Source organism: Azospirillum brasilense, assembly GCF_022023855.1.
In the GTDB taxonomy this organism is placed as follows: Bacteria; Pseudomonadota; Alphaproteobacteria; order Azospirillales; family Azospirillaceae; genus Azospirillum; species Azospirillum brasilense_F.
In genome coordinates this window covers 577,980-594,907 of record NZ_CP059452.1, presented here as the reverse complement: position 1 = coordinate 594,907, position 16,928 = coordinate 577,980, and the positions used below count along the sequence as shown (strand labels likewise).

General features: G+C 70.6%; 17 protein-coding genes. 3 read left to right on the top strand and 14 right to left on the bottom strand.

Annotated elements, in window-relative coordinates; translation table 11 throughout:
- Nucleotide 1: 1 nt before the first annotated feature.
- Nucleotides 2-544, bottom strand: coding sequence for a sigma-70 family RNA polymerase sigma factor (locus tag H1Q64_RS29130; RefSeq protein WP_237907361.1), 543 nt, complete (start codon nucleotides 542-544; stop codon nucleotides 2-4).
- Between the two features lie 177 nt (nucleotides 545-721).
- Here H1Q64_RS29130 and H1Q64_RS29125 point away from each other — a divergent pair, with 177 nt between their 5' ends.
- Nucleotides 722-1,006, top strand: coding sequence for an HU family DNA-binding protein (locus H1Q64_RS29125; RefSeq protein WP_014241890.1), 285 nt, complete (start codon nucleotides 722-724; stop codon nucleotides 1,004-1,006).
- Between the two features lie 86 nt (nucleotides 1,007-1,092).
- The gene (locus H1Q64_RS29120; RefSeq protein ID WP_237907360.1) at nucleotides 1,093-1,281 is read left to right on the top strand and encodes a hypothetical protein; all 189 of its coding nucleotides are present in this window, start codon (nucleotides 1,093-1,095) and stop codon (nucleotides 1,279-1,281) included.
- A gap of 15 nt (nucleotides 1,282-1,296) precedes the next feature.
- Here the strand turns inward: H1Q64_RS29120 and H1Q64_RS29115 are convergent, their stop codons facing one another.
- The 7 genes from H1Q64_RS29115 to H1Q64_RS29085 form a co-directional block, all read right to left on the bottom strand.
- Nucleotides 1,297-1,671: a response regulator gene (locus tag H1Q64_RS29115; protein WP_237907359.1), complete on the bottom strand. Its 375-nt coding sequence runs from the start codon at nucleotides 1,669-1,671 to the stop codon at nucleotides 1,297-1,299.
- Nucleotides 1,672-1,770: 99 nt separating this feature from the next.
- Nucleotides 1,771-2,502 carry a helix-turn-helix domain-containing protein gene (locus H1Q64_RS29110; protein ID WP_237907358.1) on the bottom strand — a complete coding sequence of 244 codons (732 nt, stop codon included), beginning with the start codon at nucleotides 2,500-2,502 and terminating at the stop codon, nucleotides 1,771-1,773.
- A gap of 166 nt (nucleotides 2,503-2,668) precedes the next feature.
- Nucleotides 2,669-3,976 (bottom strand): four-carbon acid sugar kinase family protein, encoded by a 1,308-nt coding sequence (locus tag H1Q64_RS29105; RefSeq protein WP_237907357.1) that lies wholly within the window; start codon nucleotides 3,974-3,976, stop codon nucleotides 2,669-2,671.
- Nucleotides 3,973-5,244, bottom strand: coding sequence for a ribulose-bisphosphate carboxylase large subunit family protein (locus H1Q64_RS29100; protein WP_237907356.1), 1,272 nt, complete (start codon nucleotides 5,242-5,244; stop codon nucleotides 3,973-3,975). The genes H1Q64_RS29105 and H1Q64_RS29100 overlap by 4 nt, the downstream gene beginning before the upstream one ends.
- An 8-nt stretch (nucleotides 5,245-5,252) precedes the next feature.
- Nucleotides 5,253-5,792, bottom strand: coding sequence for a VOC family protein (locus tag H1Q64_RS29095; RefSeq protein ID WP_237907355.1), 540 nt, complete (start codon nucleotides 5,790-5,792; stop codon nucleotides 5,253-5,255).
- A gap of 44 nt (nucleotides 5,793-5,836) precedes the next feature.
- Nucleotides 5,837-7,687 carry a TRAP transporter large permease subunit gene (locus H1Q64_RS29090; protein ID WP_237907726.1) on the bottom strand — a complete coding sequence of 617 codons (1,851 nt, stop codon included), beginning with the start codon at nucleotides 7,685-7,687 and terminating at the stop codon, nucleotides 5,837-5,839.
- 78 nt (nucleotides 7,688-7,765) lie between these two features.
- Nucleotides 7,766-8,821, bottom strand: a complete 1,056-nt coding sequence (locus H1Q64_RS29085) for a TRAP transporter substrate-binding protein (RefSeq protein ID WP_014241875.1) — start codon at nucleotides 8,819-8,821, stop codon at nucleotides 7,766-7,768.
- A gap of 134 nt (nucleotides 8,822-8,955) precedes the next feature.
- On the opposite strand from H1Q64_RS29085, the gene H1Q64_RS29080 reads away from it, so the two are divergent.
- Complete coding sequence (locus tag H1Q64_RS29080) at nucleotides 8,956-10,041, top strand: LacI family DNA-binding transcriptional regulator (protein ID WP_174439114.1); 1,086 nt, start codon at nucleotides 8,956-8,958, stop codon at nucleotides 10,039-10,041.
- Here H1Q64_RS29080 and H1Q64_RS29075 read toward each other — a convergent pair.
- The 6 genes from H1Q64_RS29075 to H1Q64_RS29050 all read right to left on the bottom strand — a co-directional run bounded on the left by H1Q64_RS29075 (nucleotide 10,007) and on the right by H1Q64_RS29050 (nucleotide 16,922).
- On the bottom strand, nucleotides 10,007-10,945 hold the full coding sequence (locus tag H1Q64_RS29075) for a DMT family transporter (RefSeq protein ID WP_237907354.1): 939 nt from the start codon (nucleotides 10,943-10,945) through the stop codon (nucleotides 10,007-10,009). The genes H1Q64_RS29080 and H1Q64_RS29075 overlap by 35 nt on opposite strands.
- Nucleotides 10,946-11,047: 102 nt before the next feature.
- Complete coding sequence (locus H1Q64_RS29070; protein WP_237907353.1) at nucleotides 11,048-11,992, bottom strand: 3-keto-5-aminohexanoate cleavage protein; 945 nt, start codon at nucleotides 11,990-11,992, stop codon at nucleotides 11,048-11,050.
- 56 nt (nucleotides 11,993-12,048) lie between these two features.
- Entirely contained in the window at nucleotides 12,049-13,596 is a 1,548-nt protein-coding gene (locus H1Q64_RS29065) for an acetolactate synthase large subunit (protein ID WP_237907352.1), read from the bottom strand.
- Nucleotides 13,593-14,654, bottom strand: coding sequence for a histone deacetylase family protein (locus tag H1Q64_RS29060; RefSeq protein ID WP_237907351.1), 1,062 nt, complete (start codon nucleotides 14,652-14,654; stop codon nucleotides 13,593-13,595). Before H1Q64_RS29060 ends, H1Q64_RS29065 begins: the two co-directional genes overlap by 4 nt.
- A 60-nt stretch (nucleotides 14,655-14,714) precedes the next feature.
- On the bottom strand, nucleotides 14,715-15,944 hold the full coding sequence (locus H1Q64_RS29055; protein WP_237907350.1) for a Zn-dependent hydrolase: 1,230 nt from the start codon (nucleotides 15,942-15,944) through the stop codon (nucleotides 14,715-14,717).
- A gap of 27 nt (nucleotides 15,945-15,971) precedes the next feature.
- On the bottom strand, nucleotides 15,972-16,922 hold the full coding sequence (locus H1Q64_RS29050) for a ketopantoate reductase family protein (protein WP_237907349.1): 951 nt from the start codon (nucleotides 16,920-16,922) through the stop codon (nucleotides 15,972-15,974).
- Nucleotides 16,923-16,928: the final 6 nt, after the last annotated feature.

Sequence of the window (16,928 nt, the reverse complement as noted above, 5' to 3'; positions counted from 1 at the left end):
GTCATTTCACCACGCGCAACGGGGGGCGCTGGACCCGGTCTGATGGGGTTCGGTCGGACTGGTCCGGCTGGCGCCCGCCGCCCGTCTTGGCCCGCAGCGCGTCGCGCGCACGGCCCAGGCGGGACATCAGGGTGCCCACGGGGATGCCCAAGCACTCCGCGGCGTCCCGGTAGGACATGCCGTCGAGCGCCACGAGCACCAGGGCCTCCCGCTGTTCGACCGGCAGGTTCATCAGGGCCGCGATGGTCTGGCCCAGATGGACGTGGCTCAACTGCGCGGGCGGGGAGCCTTCCTCCGCCATCGAGCTGAGTTCGCCGGTCGCTTGGCGTTCGGCCTGCTGGCGCCGCCAGCGGTCCACGAAGGTGTTGTGGACGATGGCGAGCAGCCACTTGCGCAGGTCGCGCCCGTCCGTGAAGGACGACGCTCCCTCGATGGCCTTGACGAGCGCCTCCTGGACGAGGTCCTCGGCTTGGTCGGGGTCTCGCATCAGGACAAGGGCGTAGCGCCTCAGAACGTCCAGATGCTGTCCCAGCTCGTCTTTCATCACCGTCCCGGATTGGTTCTTCACACTCGGCATACGGATCATGCCGTGGCTTAATCCGCACCGGGGGAAAAAATCGCCACGGGATTGGCTTGCGCGCGGACGCAGGGCGGAGTAGGTCAGAAGCGCCTGGAGCCCTGGAGAATGCTGGGGTTCCTCCATGAACAAGGGGAGTAGGGAATGACGAAGGCCGATCTCATCGACGCGATCGCCGGCAAGCTGGGCGGCACGAAGGCCGACGCCGGCAAGGCGCTGGACGCGGTTCTGGAGAGCCTGCAGGACGCGCTGGTCAAGGGGGAGACGGTCAAGCTGCCGGGCTTCGGCCAGTTCGAGATCGCCGAGCGCGGCGAGCGCACGGGCCGCAACCCGCAGACCGGTGCGGAGATCAAGATCGCCGCCTCCAAGGCGCCGAAGTTCTCCGCCGGCAAGGCCCTCAAGGACGCCGTCAACGGCAAGGCCGAGTAAGCCTTCCGCAAGGACGATCCTTGTATCGGATGAAGGGGCGGCGGCAACGCCGCCCCTTTCGTCTTTCCAAAATTCTTGGTGACGACATGAGCAGCAACAACGTCTACCGCTGGATCAAGGTCGAGGGACGGTGGGAGCCGGCGCAACAACTGGGCGATGGCTCCTACATGCCGATCGGCGACATCGTGCCGTTGACCGCCCGCAGCGTGAAGGTCGGTCCGGTGATCGAGCCGCCGGCCCGCAACGCCGCTCCCAAGGACGACGTCGACGAATAGGGCGGACTCCCGGCTCTATCCGGTCGTCCCGTCCCCGTCGAGCATGGCGCGGACCGCGCCGACCGCCGCCTGGAAGCTGAAGGGCTTGTGCAGGACACGCAGCCGGTCGGACTCCGGGTGCCGGAGGGCGCCGCTGTCGGCGGTCATGACGATCACCGGCAGGGTCGGCCGCCGCGCCCGCGTCCGGCGAATCAGTTCGTTGCCATCCATCACCGGCATCCGCAGGTCGGTCATCAGCAGCGACGCCGGGCCGCTTTCCAGGGCGGCGATGGCCTCCAACCCGTTGTGGGTCAGCGTGACGCGCAGACCCTGGCCTTCCAGCGTGTCGGCAAGGGCCAGGGCTTCGAGGCGTTCATCCTCGGCGACGAGGATGTGGGGAGCGGACTCCATGGTTCGGCCTGACAATGCAACGCAAAGGGAGTAAGGGGTACGTTGCGGCCGGCCGGATGGATTTCCCCAGACTGCGGAGGGTGATCGGAACGCTGGGGATCAGGCGCACTCGGCGAGGTCGGCCAGGGCCTCGGCGTCCAGCAGCTCGACCCGGCCTCCGTCCAGGATGCGGATCAGGCGCGAGGTCTTCAGCTTGGTGAAGCCGCGCGACACGGTCTCCGTGGTCAGGCCGAGATGGTCGGCGATGTCGCAGCGGCTCATCGGCAGGGCGATGGCCCGGCCCGCACCGGCCCGGCGGCTCAGCGCCAGCAGGAAGCTGGCCAGCTTCTCCAGCGCCGACTTGCGGCCGAGCAACAGCATCTGGTCCTGCGCCGCCACCAGCTCGGAGGTGGTGACCGACAGCAGCCGGCGGGCCAGGGCGGGCTGGGAGTCCAGCAGGGCGTCGAGCTGGCAGCGCGGGATGCGCTGGACGGTGGAGGCCGTGATCGCCTCAGCGGAGTAGAGATAGCGGTCGGCGAAGGCCAGACCGACCATGTCGCCGGCCTGGAGGAAGCCGATGATCTGGCGGCGCCCGTCCGGCAGCAGCTTGTAGAGGCGGATCATGCCGTCGACCACCCGGAAAACGGCGTCGGCGGCCTCGCCCTCGGCGAAGATGGACTGCTCGCGGTCGAACACCCGGAACTGGGCGATGGCAGCCAGCGGGTCGGCGTCGTTGGCGGCGAAGCCGGCGGTGGGACGGGACGGGGCGACACGCGGCATCGCCATCACGGCGGCCTGATGGCCGTGCGGAACGCGCGTCGGCTGGGCGGCGATGGCGGTGTGAGCGTGCATGTCGGGCCCCTCGGCGTTCGTGGAAGCGGCCCATCCCCGTGGGGCAACCGCTCGATGAGCCGAAATTACGCGCCGCGGGGTACCCTGTGCAGTTCGGTCTTGTACCTAAGGGGCTTTGCGTACGTAAGACTACCTAGGGGGCATTGCGGAGGGGGAGCAGGGACGCTCACCCTCCGTGCACCAGCCGTTCGAACAGATCCTCCGATCCCATCTGCCCGCCCTTGAGCATCAGCTCCACGCCATCGGTGGGCGGGTGCGCGCTGTGGGTCAGGCTGACCGTCACACCGGGGCTGAGCGCCGTCCGGTAGGACAGGCCCCACAGGCCCAGCGCCTTCACCGCCTTACTGGAGGTGTCGCCTCCGGCGATGCCCAGGCGGCGCAGCGGCACTGCACGGGCGACCGAGGCGACGAAGTCCGCGGTCGCGTCGGCGACGGCGGCGGACTGGGCGGTGTCGGGCGCCTCGCCCTCCGCCGGGGCGGTCCACACCAGCACGTTCCGGCCCTGGCCCAGCAGGCCGGCGATCTCGCTCCGCAGCCGCTCGCGGTAGGCGTCGTCGCGGCACAGGGCGCCAGCGTCCGCCGGCATCCGGTGGAAGGAGGAGGCCGCGGCGATCTGCCGGCGCGTGACCGGCGACAGACTGCCGGCCAGCACGAAGACCGGCCCCTCCGCCGGGGCCAGCGGCGCGTCGCCGACCGTCTCGTCGCGCTCCCATTGGGTGGCCAGCGCCTGGACCACGCCGCTCGGCCCGACCGCCAGCAGGGGCGAGCGGCGTGCCCGCTCCCAGATCAACCGCCCGACGGGCGCCAGATCCGTTGCCTGGGCGATGTCCAGCAGGACGGCCGACGCGCCGCCCGGCACCATCCGGTCCAGCTTTTCATCCAACATTCCGGCATCCAGCCCGTAATCCGGGTAGTGCAGGGCGCCCATCCCCTCCAGCCCCTGCGCGCCGAGGTGGAGGCGCAGGTCGGCCTCCATCATCGGGGTCACCGGATGGGCCTTCATCGTCGGGTGGCGGTCGATGCGGTGGACCGTCCCACCGGTGCCCGCCGCGGCGAACAGCGTGCTGAACAGGCAGTAGCGCCCGATGTTCGGCTGGCCGCCCACCACCGGCAGGAAGCGGTTGGGGAAGAATGGCCGCAGGGCCGCCACCGCCGCGCCGATGCTGCCGACCTGCGGCGCGCTGTCGAAGGTCGAGCAGCACTTGTAGTGCATCACCGGAACGCCGAGCCCGGCGAAGAAGCGCCCCACCGGCTCCAGCTCCGCCCGCAGGGCTTCCGGGGCCATGGTGCGCGAGGCCCCGGCGATCCCCAGCGCGTCCAGCGGACCGAGCCCGGCCAGCCGCTCCGCGTCGGGGATCTCCAGCAGAAGCAGCGCCCGCTGCCCGGCCTTCGCCAGCGTGGCCAGCGTGTCGGTGGCCCCGGTGAAGTCGTCCCCGTACCAGCCCAGCCGGGGCGGTGGGTGTGCGGCCGTCACTTGGCCGCTCCGAAGAACTCCAGGGCGCGCTTCAGCTCCGGCCGGGTCGCGGCGGCGTCCGGCAGGGCGACGCCCTCGCGCACCGCCGCCCAGGCCTGGCGGATGCTCGTCACGCCGGCTGCGGGGCCGTCCGGATGGGCCATGATGCCGCCGCCGGACATGAACAGCAGATCGTCCGTCCCCACCGCGTCCCAGGTGACGGGGACGGTCCCCGCCCACTGGCCGGAGGAGAAGGCCGGCATCACCGCGTCGTCGCAGCCCTCGGCCAGCGGGGCGAGGCAGGACTTGGCGCCGTCGATGACCTCCGCGTCGGGCTGGGCGAACTTGCCCTGGAGGCCGTGGACGTGCATGTGGTCCACCCCGGCGAGCCGCCACAGCGTCTGGTAGGCGTCGAAGCCGATGCCCAGGCTGGGGTGGCGCGACAGGGCGCCGAAGCCGTTGCGGTGGCCGTGCAGCACCAGCCCGCTGTGGCGGCGCAGCGTCTGCACGGCGGAGAAGCCGCACCAGTTCAGGCTGACCATCACGCAGCTTCCGCCCTCGCGCTCCACCAGATCGGCGTGGCGGCGCATGGCGTCCGTCTCGTCGCTGATGTTGAAGGCGACCATGACGTGCTTGCCGGTGCGGTCCTGGTGGCGGCGTACCCGGTCCATCACCGCCGGCACGCGCTGGGCCAGCGGGGCGTGGATCGGGTCGGCGCAGATCTCGTCGTCCTTGATGAAGTCCAGCCCGGCGGCGCAGAGCGTGCCGACCAGTTCGCCGGTCTCTTCCGCCGACAGGCCGAGGTTCGGCTTGATGATGGAGCCGACCAGCGCCCCGCGCTCCACCCCGGTCAGCCGCCGCGTGCCGGCCACGCCGTGCCGCGGCGCGTCGAAGCCCTTGCGGTACGCGGCGGGCAGGCGGACGGAGTCGAGCCGCAGGCCGGTGACCTCGCCCAGGTCGAAGAGGTTGCCGGCCACCGTCGCGGCCAGCGTCGGCAGGTTGGCGCCGACGTTGCCGGTGGGGAAGCTGATGGCGACGCGGGCGCGCCGCCACGGTCCGGGCCGCTTCTGCCGCTCCAGCCATGTGTTCGGCAGGCTGGGGGAGGCGGCGGGTTCCAGCTCCTCCACCCGCTCCACCACGGCGCGGGCGCGGGCGCGCAGGTCGTCCGTCTCGCCGTGGACGCGGGTGAAGGTGCCGCAGGACTGCTCCCCCGCCATGACCTCCGCCACCTTGGCGGGGTCCAGCGGGGTCTCGATCAGATAGGTCGCCTCGAAGCGGTCGGAGCGCATGGCGTTGCTCACAGGCGGCTGAGGTCGGGGAAGGGCCGGACCGGATCGCGGCCGTCCCAGTCGAGGGAGGCGTTGCGGATCAGGTCGAACATCTTGCCTTTCGGCCCGGCGACCTCCGACAGCTCGATCACCGTGCCGGGGTGGTACTCGGTGTCGAAATAGACGAAGCGGCCCTTCTCGCCGACCTCGCCGCTCATCACCGGCTTGAAGCCCTGGGCGGTCAGCCGCTCCAGGTCGGCGTCGTAGTCCTCGGTCCAGTAGGCGACGTGCTGGAGCCCGGTGCGCCCGGCCTTCAGGAAGTCGCGGTACATCGACGGCGCGTCGTTGCGGGTCTGGATCAGCTCCATCTGGAGCGGGCCGGAGTTGGCGAGCGCCACCGAGTTGTGAACCTCGTACCGCTCCCCGCGGTAGGTGTAGTTCCGGATCGGAACCCGCTCGTTGTAGAACCACGGGCCGATGCCCAGGGTGCGGCTCCAGTAGTCCATGGCGGCTTCGATGTCGTCGACGACGTAGCCAGCCTGCCGGATCTGGCCGAAGAATCGGCTCATGAAGGAACTCCTGATTTTATCGTTATTGGGGGACCGGCGGGGCTTCAATAGGGAAGGAAGCCGGTGGAAATCCACGGAATGGCGGCGACCACGATCAGGCCCACAAGAAGGGCGGCGACGTAGCCCCAGATGTGCTTCAGACCTTCGTCCGGGCTGACCTTGCTGATGGCGCAGGCGCCGTAGTAACCGACGCCGAAGGGCGGGGCGAACAGGCCGATGCCCATGGCGAAGATCACGACCATCGCGTAATGCACCTCGTGCACCCCGGCGTCGCGGGCGATGGGGAACAGCAGCGGGCCGAACAGGACGATGGCGGGGATGCCCTCCAGAACGCTGCCCAGGATGATGAAGGCGACGATGGAGATGGCGAGGAAGCCGTAGCCGCCGCCGGGGATGTCGGCCATCCACAGGGCCAGCGCGCGGGAGAAGCCGGACTGCGTCAGGCCCCAGGCCATGGCGGTGGCGCAGCCGACGATGAAGATGATCGCCCCGGTCAGCGACGCCGTCTCGATCAGCATCGGCTTCAGCCGCGCCCAGTCGAACTGGCGGTAGACCAGCAGACCCATGATGGTGGAGTAGGCGATGCCGATGGTCGACACCTCGGTCGCCGTCGCCACACCTTCCACCACCGCGGCGCGGATGACGAAGGGCAGCAGGATGGCCGGCAGGGCGGCCACGGCCAGACGGGCGATCTCGGACGCCGGCGGGCGGCGGATGTGGCTCAGATCCTCATGGCGGTAGCGCCACCAGACGACGGCGCAGAGCGCCGCACCCAGCACCACCGCCGGCAGCAGGCCGCCCGCGAACAGCGCCGCGATGGACACGCCGGTGACCGAGCCGATGGTGATGAGCACGATGGAGGGCGGGATGGTCTCGGTCTGCGCGCCGGTCGCCGACAGCAGGGCGACGAGGTCGCCCGGAGGGGCGCCGCGCTTCTTCATCTCCGGGAACAGCACCGGCGCGATGGCCGCCATGTCGGCGATCTTCGAACCGGAAATGCCCGACACCAGATACATCGCCCCGATCAGCACGTAGGACAGGCCGCCGCGCACATGGCCGAGCAGGCTGGCGAGGAACTGGATCATGGCGCGGGCCATGCCGGTCATCTCGATCAGCAGGCCGAGGAAGACGAACAGCGGCACCGCCAGCAGGATCAGGTGCGACATGCCCTCGTCCAGCCGCCCGACCATGACGAGCAGCGGGGTCGAGGTGGTCAGCGCCAGATAGCCGAAGGTGGCCAGCGCGAAGGAGAAGGCGATGGGAACGCCGCCGAACACGCAGGCGGCGACCACGCCGACGAAGAAGATGACGAGGTTGGTCTGCCCCAGCGGCTTCAGCACCGGACCGGCCAGCCAGAAGGCCACGGTCACCGCCGCGGTCAGGGCGACCGCCGCCAGGGTGATCCGGAGGTTGCGCATCCGCATCAGCCGGATCAGCGCGACCACGACCATCAGCCCCAGCCCGGTCGGCAGGGCCGCCGCGCGCCAGGCGTTGCTGATCTCCAGCGCCGGGGTGACGATGAACTGCTCCTCCATGGCGTAGTCCAGGGCGGGGTGCAGGATCATCGCCAGGAAAGCGATCGGTGCGGTGATCGCCAGCGTCTCCAGCAGGGCGCGTGGCGTCGGGCCGACGCGGCTGACCAGCCCGGTCATCCGCATGTGCTCGCCGCGGCGCAGCGCCACCACGGCGCCCAGCATGGACAGCCACAGGAAGAGGATGGAGGCCAGCTCGTCCGACCACACCAGCGGCGCGTGGAAGACGTAGCGCGCCGTCACCCCGGCCAGCAGGATGACGATCTCGGCCAGAACGATGAGGGCGGCGGCACCCTCCACCGTCGCGGCGAGGCCGCGGTCCAGCCGATCGGTCCAGGAACCGCCGGACGCGGCCCCTGGCATGGCGCCGCCCTCGTCGAGCGCCGTCGCGTGGTGAGACAAAGCCGCACCCTCCCTTCCCGTGTTGTCCACAGCCGTTCTTTAGGCGAGCTTGCCGACGGCGCCTTCCAGCAGCGCCCAGGCCTCGTCGCCGAAGCGGCCCTTCCATTCGCCGTAGAAGCCGCTGTCGCGGAGCTTGGCGCGGAAGCTGTCGGGGGACGGCTGGTTGAAGGCGAGGCCCTTGGACTGGAGGTCGGCCTGCACCGACTGGTTCAGCGCCTTGATGTCCTCGCGCTGCTGCACGCCGGCGTCGTTGATCGCGGTGGAGACGATCTTCTGCAGGTCGGGGGGCAGGCCGCGCCACGCGCGCCCGTTGGCGATGAACCAGAAGCCGTCCCAGATGTGGTTGGACAGGGCGCAGTACTTCTGCACCTCGTACAGCTTGGCGACCTGGATGATCGGCAGCGGGTTCTCCTGCGCGTCGACGATGCGCGTCTGGAGCGAGGAATAGACCTCCGAGAACTGCAGGCTGGCCGGGGCGGCGGACAGCGACTTGAACATGGCGATGCTGAGCGGGCTGACCGGCACGCGGATCTTCAGCCCGTCCATGTCGGCGGCGGTCTGGATCGGCTTGGCCCCGCTGGTCATCTGGCGGAAGCCGTTGTCCCACATCTTCTCGAAGGCGTGCAGGCCGACCTTGGAAATGGCGCCGCGCACATGCTCGCCCAGCTTGCCGTCCATGGCCGACCAGACCTGCCCATAGTCGGCGAAGGCGAAGCCCACGGCGTTGATGGCGGCGACCGGGACCAGCGTGGCGATGACCAGCGCCGAGGGCGTGAAGAAGGTGATGCCGCCGCTGCGCACCTGCGACAGCATGTCGGTGTCGCCGCCGAGCTGGTTGTTCGGGAAGATCTGGATGTCGACGCGGCCGTTCGTCTCGCGGCGGATGCGCTCCGCCGCCTCGTGCGAGCGGACGTTCAGCGGGTGGGTCAGCGGCAGGTTGTTGCCGTACTTGAAGTCGAACTCGGCGGCGCGGGCGATGCGCGGCGCGCCGATCAGCGTGGCGGTGCCGGCCCCCGCGGCCAACCCGGCAACCATTCCGGCCGCCGGAGTGGCGGCCAACGCCTTGAGCATCGTGCGGCGCGAGAGCGGGTTCATGCTTTCCTCCCAGGAAACGTTGATGTAGTTTGATGTTCGACGGTGATTGTTGGTTGGACGGTATGTGCGCGAATGGCCGGTGTCAAACGCGAATGATGATGTGATTTGATGGGATCGGAGGGTTTTGAGCCGTGATGCAGGATGATGCGGACGCCGTCGCCGCGCCCCCCGAACACACCCGTGGCCTGCCGCGGATCGCCGACATCGCGCGGCTGTCCGGCGTCTCCACGGCCACCGTGGACCGCGTGCTGAACCATCGCCCCGGCGTGCGCCCGGCGACCGTGCAGCGCGTGATGAAGGCCGCGGCGGAGCTGGACTACATCCCGGAATCGGACCTCGGCGCGGCGCTGGGGCCGAAGCCGGTGCGGCTGGCTTTCCTGCTGCCGGACGGGACGAACCGCTACCTGACGCGGCTCGGCCAGCTGATCCGGCAGTCGGAGGCGGCGCTGGCCCCGCTGGGCATCCGCGCGCAGGTCGAATTCATCAAGAGCTTCAACCCGGACCTGCTGGCGCGCAGCCTGCTCCAGCACTGGCGCAAGGTCGACGGGGTCGCCTTCATGGCGCTGGAGCATCCGGCGGTGCGCGAGGCGGTGAACGAGCTGGCGGCGCGCAACGTGCCGACGGTGACGCTGATCTCCGACGTGCAGAACTGTCGCCGGGCCGCCTATGTCGGTCTCGACAACCGGGCGGCGGGTCGGACGGCGGGCTATCTGTTCGCGCGCTTCCTCGGCGGGCGGGCGGGCAAGGTCGCGATGATCGCCGGCAGCCTCAGCTACCGCGCGCACGAGGACCGCGAGCTGGGATTCCTGAACGTCCTGAAGGAGATGGCCCCGGCCATCGAGGTGGTGGGGCTGCGCGAGGCCCACGACGACGAGGCCAAAAGCTACCGGCAGACGCGGACGCTGCTCAGCCACCACCCCGACCTCGCCGGCATCTACACCATCGGCGGCGGGGCGGAGGGCGTGGCCCGCGCGCTGAAGGAGGCGCGGCGGGAGCGCGAGGTCGTCTTCATCGGCCACGGCTTCACGCCGGAGACGCGCGCGCTGCTGATCGACGGAACGATGGAGGCGGTGATCACCCAGGACCCGCGCAGCGCCCTGATGAGCTGCGCCGCCGTCTTCGCCAATCTGCGCGCGGGGCGGGAGGCGATGCACGGCGTGGAGCCGCCGCGCATCGAGGTCATCTTCAGGGAGAACCTGCCCCCCGCGGCTCCACCGTGACCGGCGCCGGGGCTGGCACGGGCCGCTTGTCGCGCACCATCACGACCAGCAGGACGGCGCAGAGGATCAGCGCCAGCGCGGCGTAGGTGCGCAGCGGCGGCGTCTCGCCCAGCACGACGATGGCGCCGGTAACGCCGATCACCGGCACGATCAGCGAGCTGACCGAAGCCTGTGCGACGCTCAGCCGCCGCACGATGGCGAACCACAGCAGGTAGCCGCCGACCATAGCCACCAGGATGTGGAAGACCAGCGCGACCAGCACACGGGGCTCCAGCGCCAACGTCGGGGCTGGGTCCATCGCCAGTGCGAAGGGCAGCACCATCGGCAGGGAGATGGCGAACTGCCAGCCGGTGATGGCGTTCGGCCCCATGGTCCAGGCCGTCCGCTTGATCAGGACATTGCCCAGCGCCCAGCTCACCGCGCCGGTCAGCATGAAGGCGGGGCCGAGCGGCAGGGCGCCCAGCCGAAGCAGATCGGGGCCGAGCAGGACGGCCAGCCCGCTCAGCCCGCAGGCCAGCCCCATCCACTGGCGCGGCCCCGGACGCTCGCCCAGGATGGGGATCGCCAGCAGCGTCGCCCAGGCCGGCATGGTGTAGGCGATGATGGCCGCGCCCGAGGTCGCCATGTTCATCTGCCCGAAGGCGGAGCAGATGTTGAAGCCCGCCATGTTCAGCAGGGCGACGGCGGCCAGCGGCCAGCGCTGTCCGCGCGGCACGGCCAGCGATTCCCCGCGCGACCGCGCGTAGGCGAACAGCACCGCCGCCCCGACGGCGAAGCCCAGGCTGCGCAGCGTCCAGGGCTGGATCTGGGTGAGGATGATCTTGACGGCGGGCCAGTTCAGGCCCCAGCAGACGCTGATGAGACCCACCAGCGACAGATCCAGCGCCCGAGCGCGGCTTATCATGGCATGGGATTCCGGGTGTGGGGTGGATGCACGACTTTCACATCTGAAATCCCCTCTCCCCTCCGGGGAGAGGGTTAAACGGGATGGTTGTGGGAACGCCGATCAGAACCTCACCGCGTCGCCACCCTTCAGCGACAGCATGGCGCGGGCCTCGTCCGGCGTCGCGACCTCAAAGGCCAGCCCCTCGATCAGCTTGCGGACCATGGCGACCTGCTCGGCGTTGGAGGTGGCGAGGCGGCCCGGACCGGCCCACAGATTGTCCTCCAGCCCGACGCGCACATTGCCGCCCAGCGCCAGCGACTGGGTTGCGATGGGCATCTGGTTGCGCCCAGCGCCCAGCACCGACCACACATACTGGTCCCCGAACAGCCGGTCGGCGGTGCGCTTCATGTGCATCACGTCCTCCGGATGCGCGCCGATGCCGCCCAGGATGCCGAACACCGACTGCACGAACAGCGGCGGCGTCACCAGCTTGCGGTCCAGGAAATGGGCCAGCGTGTAGAGGTGCGAGATGTCGTAGCATTCGAACTCAAAGCGCGTCCCGTTGCCGGAGCAGGTCTTCAGGATGTGCTCGATGTCCTTGAAGGTGTTCTTGAAGACGAGGTCGCGGCTGTTCTCCAGATAGGTGCGCTCCCAATCGTGCTGGAATTCGCTGAAGCGGTTCAGCATGGGGAACAGACCGAAATTCATCGAGCCCATGTTGAGCGACGCGACTTCCGGCTGGAACTGCGCGGCGGGGCGCAGCCGGTCCTCCACGGTCATGGCGGCGCTGCCGCCCGTTGTGATGTTCACCACGGCCTTCGTCGCCTGCTTGATGCGCGGCAGGAAGCGTTGGAACAGCTCCGGGTCCTGGGTGGGGCGGCCGGTCTCCGGGTCGCGGGCGTGCAAGTGGACGATGGCCGCCCCGGCCTCCACCGCGGCGATGGCCTCCGCCGCGATCTGGTCCGGAGTCACCGGCAGGTGCGGCGACATGCTGGGCGTGTGGATGGAGCCGGTGACCGCGCAGGTGATGATGACTTTCCGCGCGCTCTTCTTGGGCGTGGTCATGGTTTCCTCCCTTATCTCCCTCGCCCCTTGAGGGGGCGAGGGAATGTTGTTGTTCGTCAAATCACCGCTTCGATCAGGAAAGGGCCCTTGCGGGCGAAGGCGGCTGTCAGCAGGCGGTTGAAGCTCTCTGCGTCGGTGGCCTGTCCGCCCTCAACTCCCATGCCGCGGGCGAGTGCCACCCAGTCGAGGTCCGGGCGGCCCAGTTCCGTGCAGTTGCGGGCGTTCGGACCCATGTCTCGGAAGCCGAGGTTGCCCAGCTCCCATTGCAGGATGCCGTAGCGGCGGTTGGCGAAGATGATGGTCACCACGTCGGCCTGCTCGCGTGCCTGGCTCCACAGGGCCTGGAGCGTGTACATGCCGCTGCCGTCCGCCTGGACGGTCACCACCTTGCGGTCGGGGCAGGCGATGGCCGCACCGAGCGCCAGCGGCATGCCGATGCCGATGGCCCCGCCGGTGATGGTCAGCCAGTCGTGCGGGCGCGCCCCGGCGCAGGCCGTGTAGACCATGGGGCTGGAGGAAATCCCCTCGTCCACCACGATGGCGCCTTCCGGCAGCAGGGCCGCCAGCGACTGCCCGACGCTGTCGGCGGTAAGAGCGCCGGTCGCCGTTTCGGGCAGGGCGAGCGGCTGCACCGGAACGGGCGTCCCGGCGGCGCCCATCGCCTCGACCAGCCAGCGCAGGGCGGCCAGGGCGTCGCTGCCCGGCGGGGCGACGTTGTGGATGCGGCAATCCTCCGGCGCCAGCCGGCTGGGCTTGTCCGGGTAGCCGAAGAAGCCGACCGGCTCGCCCGAGCCGATCAGGACGACGTGCTTCGCCCCGGCCAGCGCGGCAATGCCGAGGTCAATGGGGTAGGGGAAGCGCTCCACCGTCACGCGGCCCGCCCCGCGCTCGATGCGGGTGGCACCGGTGTGAGCGTAGAGTTTGGCGCCGGTCGCGGCGGCGATCTGCCCGGCCAGGGCCAGCCCCTCCGCCCGCGTGGCGCGGCCGTTCAGCAGAACGACCACCCGCTCCCCGCCGCGCAGGGCGTCGGCGGCGGCGCGCAGGGCGTCGGCGTCCGGGGCGGTGGGGGTCGGCGGCTCCACGACGATCGGCTCCGCCGCCGCCGTGTCGTCCCAGGAGGAGTCCGACGGCAGGATCAGAGTCGAGACGCCGCAGGGCGGGGTCAGAGCGGCGCGGATGGCCTCCGCCGTGTCGGCGGCGACCGAGGCGGCGTCCGGCACCGTGCGCACCCAGGCCGACATGGGCTTCGCCAGCCCCTCCACGTCGGAGGTCAACGGCGCGTCGACGCCGCGGTGCCACGTCGCGTGGTCGCCGACGATGTTGACCATCGGCACGCAGGCGCGCCGGGCGTTGTGCAGGTTCGCCAAGCCGTTCGCCAGCCCCGGCCCGAGATGCAGCAGCGTCGCCGCCGGGCGGTCGGTCATGCGGGCGTAGCCGTCCGCCGCGCCCGTCGCCACCCCTTCGAACAGCGTCGGCACGCAGCGCGCGCCGGGCATGCTGTCGAAGGCGGCCAGCGCGTGCAACTCCGACGTGCCGGGGTTGGCGAAGCAGGTGTCGACGCCGTTCGCCACCAGCGTCCGGACCAGAATTTCCGCGCCGATCATCGTGCCGCCTCCGTGAGTCCGCCCTCGAAACCGTCCAGGAAGCTGGCAAGATTCACCGCCAGCGCGTCGCAGTCGTAACCACCCTCCTGCACAACCACGGTCGGCAAGCCGGCGCCAGCGATCTTGCGGCCGAGCGTGGCGAAGCCCGGCGTCGTCACTTTGAAGAAGGCCAGCGGGTCGCCGACGTAGGTGTCGAAGCCCAGCGACAGCACCAGCGCCTCCGGCCCGAAGGCGGCGATGTGGGTCAGCGCCCCGTCCACCGCGTCGAGGAAGGTGGACTCCTCGGTGCCCATGGGCAGGGGGATGTTCAGGTTGCTGCCGAGCCCGCGGCCCTTGCCGCGCTCGTGCGCGTAGCCGGCAAACCAGGGGTAGAAGTTGTTGGGATCGCCGTGGATCGACACGACCAGCACGTCGTCGCGCTCGTAGAAGATCGCCTGCGTGCCGTTGCCGTGATGGACGTCCACGTCGAAGACGGCGACGCGCGGCGCGCGGCCCTGCTGGGCCAGCACCGGCAGCATCGCCTGGGCGGCGACGGCGGCGTTGTTGATGTAGCAGAAGCCCCCGGCCATGTCGCGGGACGCGTGGTGCCCCGGCGGGCGGCACAGGGCGTAGGCCGCGCGCTCTTGCCCGCTCGCCACCATCAGCGCCGCGTGGACCGCCGTGTCGGCGCCGCCGCAGACCGCCTCCCAGGTTCCGGCGCCGATCGGGCAGGCGGTGTCCGCCATGTGCCAGCCGGCCTGACCGACGATGCCCGTGGGATATTCGGCCATGTCGGTGTTGCGGTGGACGTTGGGGACGATGACCTCCGACGCGTCGGGCAGGGCCGACCAGCGGGCGTGGGCGGTTTCCAGGAAGCGCAGGTAATCGGCGGAATGGACCGCCGCGCGCGGGCCGGCGCCGTAGGACGGCGGCTCCTCCACCGTCACGCCGCGCGCCCGCAGGGAGCCGACGAGCGCCTCCGCCCGTTCCGCCTTTTCCGGCGAGGGCTTCGGCTGGCCGCGCACCAGGAAGGTCGGCGGACGATGGCGCAACTGGGCCTCGGCAAAGACGTAGCGCATGGACAGGCTCCCGGAGTGAATGGATTCCCTCCCCCCAGAGGGGAGAGGGAGAATTGTGCTTTACCCAGCGGTCGCCAGAACCGCGTCGGCCAGCACCGCGCAGCCGGACGCGGCGTGTTCAGGCTTGATGTTCTCCGCCTCGTTGTGGCTGAGGCCGTTCTCGCAGGGGATGAAGATCATCGCCGTCGGCACCTTGCGGGCGACATAGACCGCGTCATGGCCGGCCCCGGACACGATGTCGCGGTGGCTCAGGCCGCGCCGCTCCACCGAACGGCGGACATGGCCGACCAGCTCCGGCGCGAAGGGCGTGGTCGGGAAGGCCCAGAAGTCGGTCAGTTCCAGCGTCAGGCTGCGCTTGTCCGCGATGGCGGCCAGCCGCTCGCGCAGCAGGGCGTCCATGCGGGCGAGCGCGTCGGGGTCGGGGTTGCGCAGGTCGATGGTGAACCAGACGCGGCCGGGAATGACGTTGCGGGAGTCCGGGTGGACCTGGACGCGCCCGATGGTCGAGCAGGCGTCGCCGCCGACCTCCAGCGCGATGGCCTCCACCGCCTCCATCATCACGGCGGCACCCGCCAGCGCGTCGCGGCGCAGGCGCATGGGCGTCGGCCCGGCGTGGGATTCGCGGCCCGTCACCGTCGCCTCGTACCAGCGCTGGCCCTGTGCGCCGGTCACCACGCCGATCTCGACGTCCTCGGCCTCCAGCACCGGGCCCTGCTCAATGTGCGCCTCGAAATAGGCGCCCATGGCGTGGCCGGTGACCGGGACCTCGCCTTTGTAGCCGATGCGCGCCAGCTCGTCGCCCAGGCGGACGCCGTCGGTGTCGCGGATGTCCAGCACATGGTCGAGCGTGAAGACGCCCATCGCCACGCCGGAGCCGAGCATCGGCGGGGAGAAGCGCGCGCCCTCCTCGTTGGTCCAGACGATCAGGTCGATGGGGGCGTCCGTCTCGATGCCCTGGTCGTTGAAGCTGCGGATGACCTCCAGCCCGGCCAGCACGCCGTAGATGCCGTCGAAGCGGCCGCCGGTCGGCTGGGTGTCCAGATGGCTGCCCATGCAGACGGCGGGACGGTCGGGGCTGCGGCCCGGACGGCGGGCGAAGATGTTGCCCACCTCGTCCACGGTCACGGTGCAGCCGGCCTCCTCGCACCAGCGCACGAAGAGGTCGCGGCCCTCCTTGTCGAGGTCGGTCAGCGCCAGACGGCACAGACCGCCCTTCGGCGTCGCGCCGATCGTCGCGAGGTCCATCAGGGTCCGCCACAGGCGGTCGCCGTCGATGCGCAGGTCAGACATGGTCCCTATCCCGATCCCAATTCCGAATTATTGTTGAGTGTCGGCGCGAACCGCGGTCAGCAGTCCGGTCACCGTGGGCAGGCTCAGCCCCGCCCTGTTTGCCAATTCCAGCGGCGCGTCCAGCACCGCCTCGATCTCCGCCCGCCGGCCTGCCGCCACGTCGGCGCGCAGCGCCGGCCGGATGCGGCCCGGATGCTGGGCCATGGTCCACACATCCTCGACCTTCGCCGCCGCGGGATGGCCGAGCGCCTCCGACAGGGCCAGCACGTCCTCCACCACCGCGGCGAAGGTCGGCTGCAGCGCGTCGTCGTGGGCGATCTCCTGCGCCGTCTTGCCGGTGGCGAGGCCGAGCAGGCCGAAGGCGAAGGGTGCCAGCAGCGCCGTCCACACCTCCGCCCGGATGTCCGGCACGGCCAGCGCGTTGAAGCCGCCTGCCCCGAACAGAGCTGCCAGATCCCTGGCACCCTCGCTCCCCGCCACCGGACCGAGGGCGAGACGCAGCCCGCCGAGATGCCGCAGATAGCCGGGGGTTCGCCGCTCCACGGCCACGCGGGCGACGGCGCCGACGATGCGGTCCGCCGGGATGGCGTCCGACAGCAGCCCCTTCGGATCGACTACAGCCAACGGGCCGCCGATGGCCTCGCCCGCCGGGTACCACCAGGGAATGCCGCCGACCACCGGCACCAGCCGCGTCTTCGGCCCCAGCAGGGGAAGAAGCAGGTCCAGCACGTCGGTCAGCAGCGGCGCGGGCACCGCCAGCACCACCACGTCCTGCGGGCCGAGGGCCAGCGTGTCGTCGGTCACCAGCGGCCGCACCGTCACCGGACGGCCCGAGGGGCCTTCGACCGTCAGCCCGTCGCGCCGCAGCGTGTCGAGCGTCCGCCGCCGGGCGACCAGCGAGGCCGGCAGCCCGGCCGCGGTCAGCCGCGCGGCGATTAGCCCGCCGACCGCCCCGGCCCCGATGACGGCGACTTTCATCCTCGT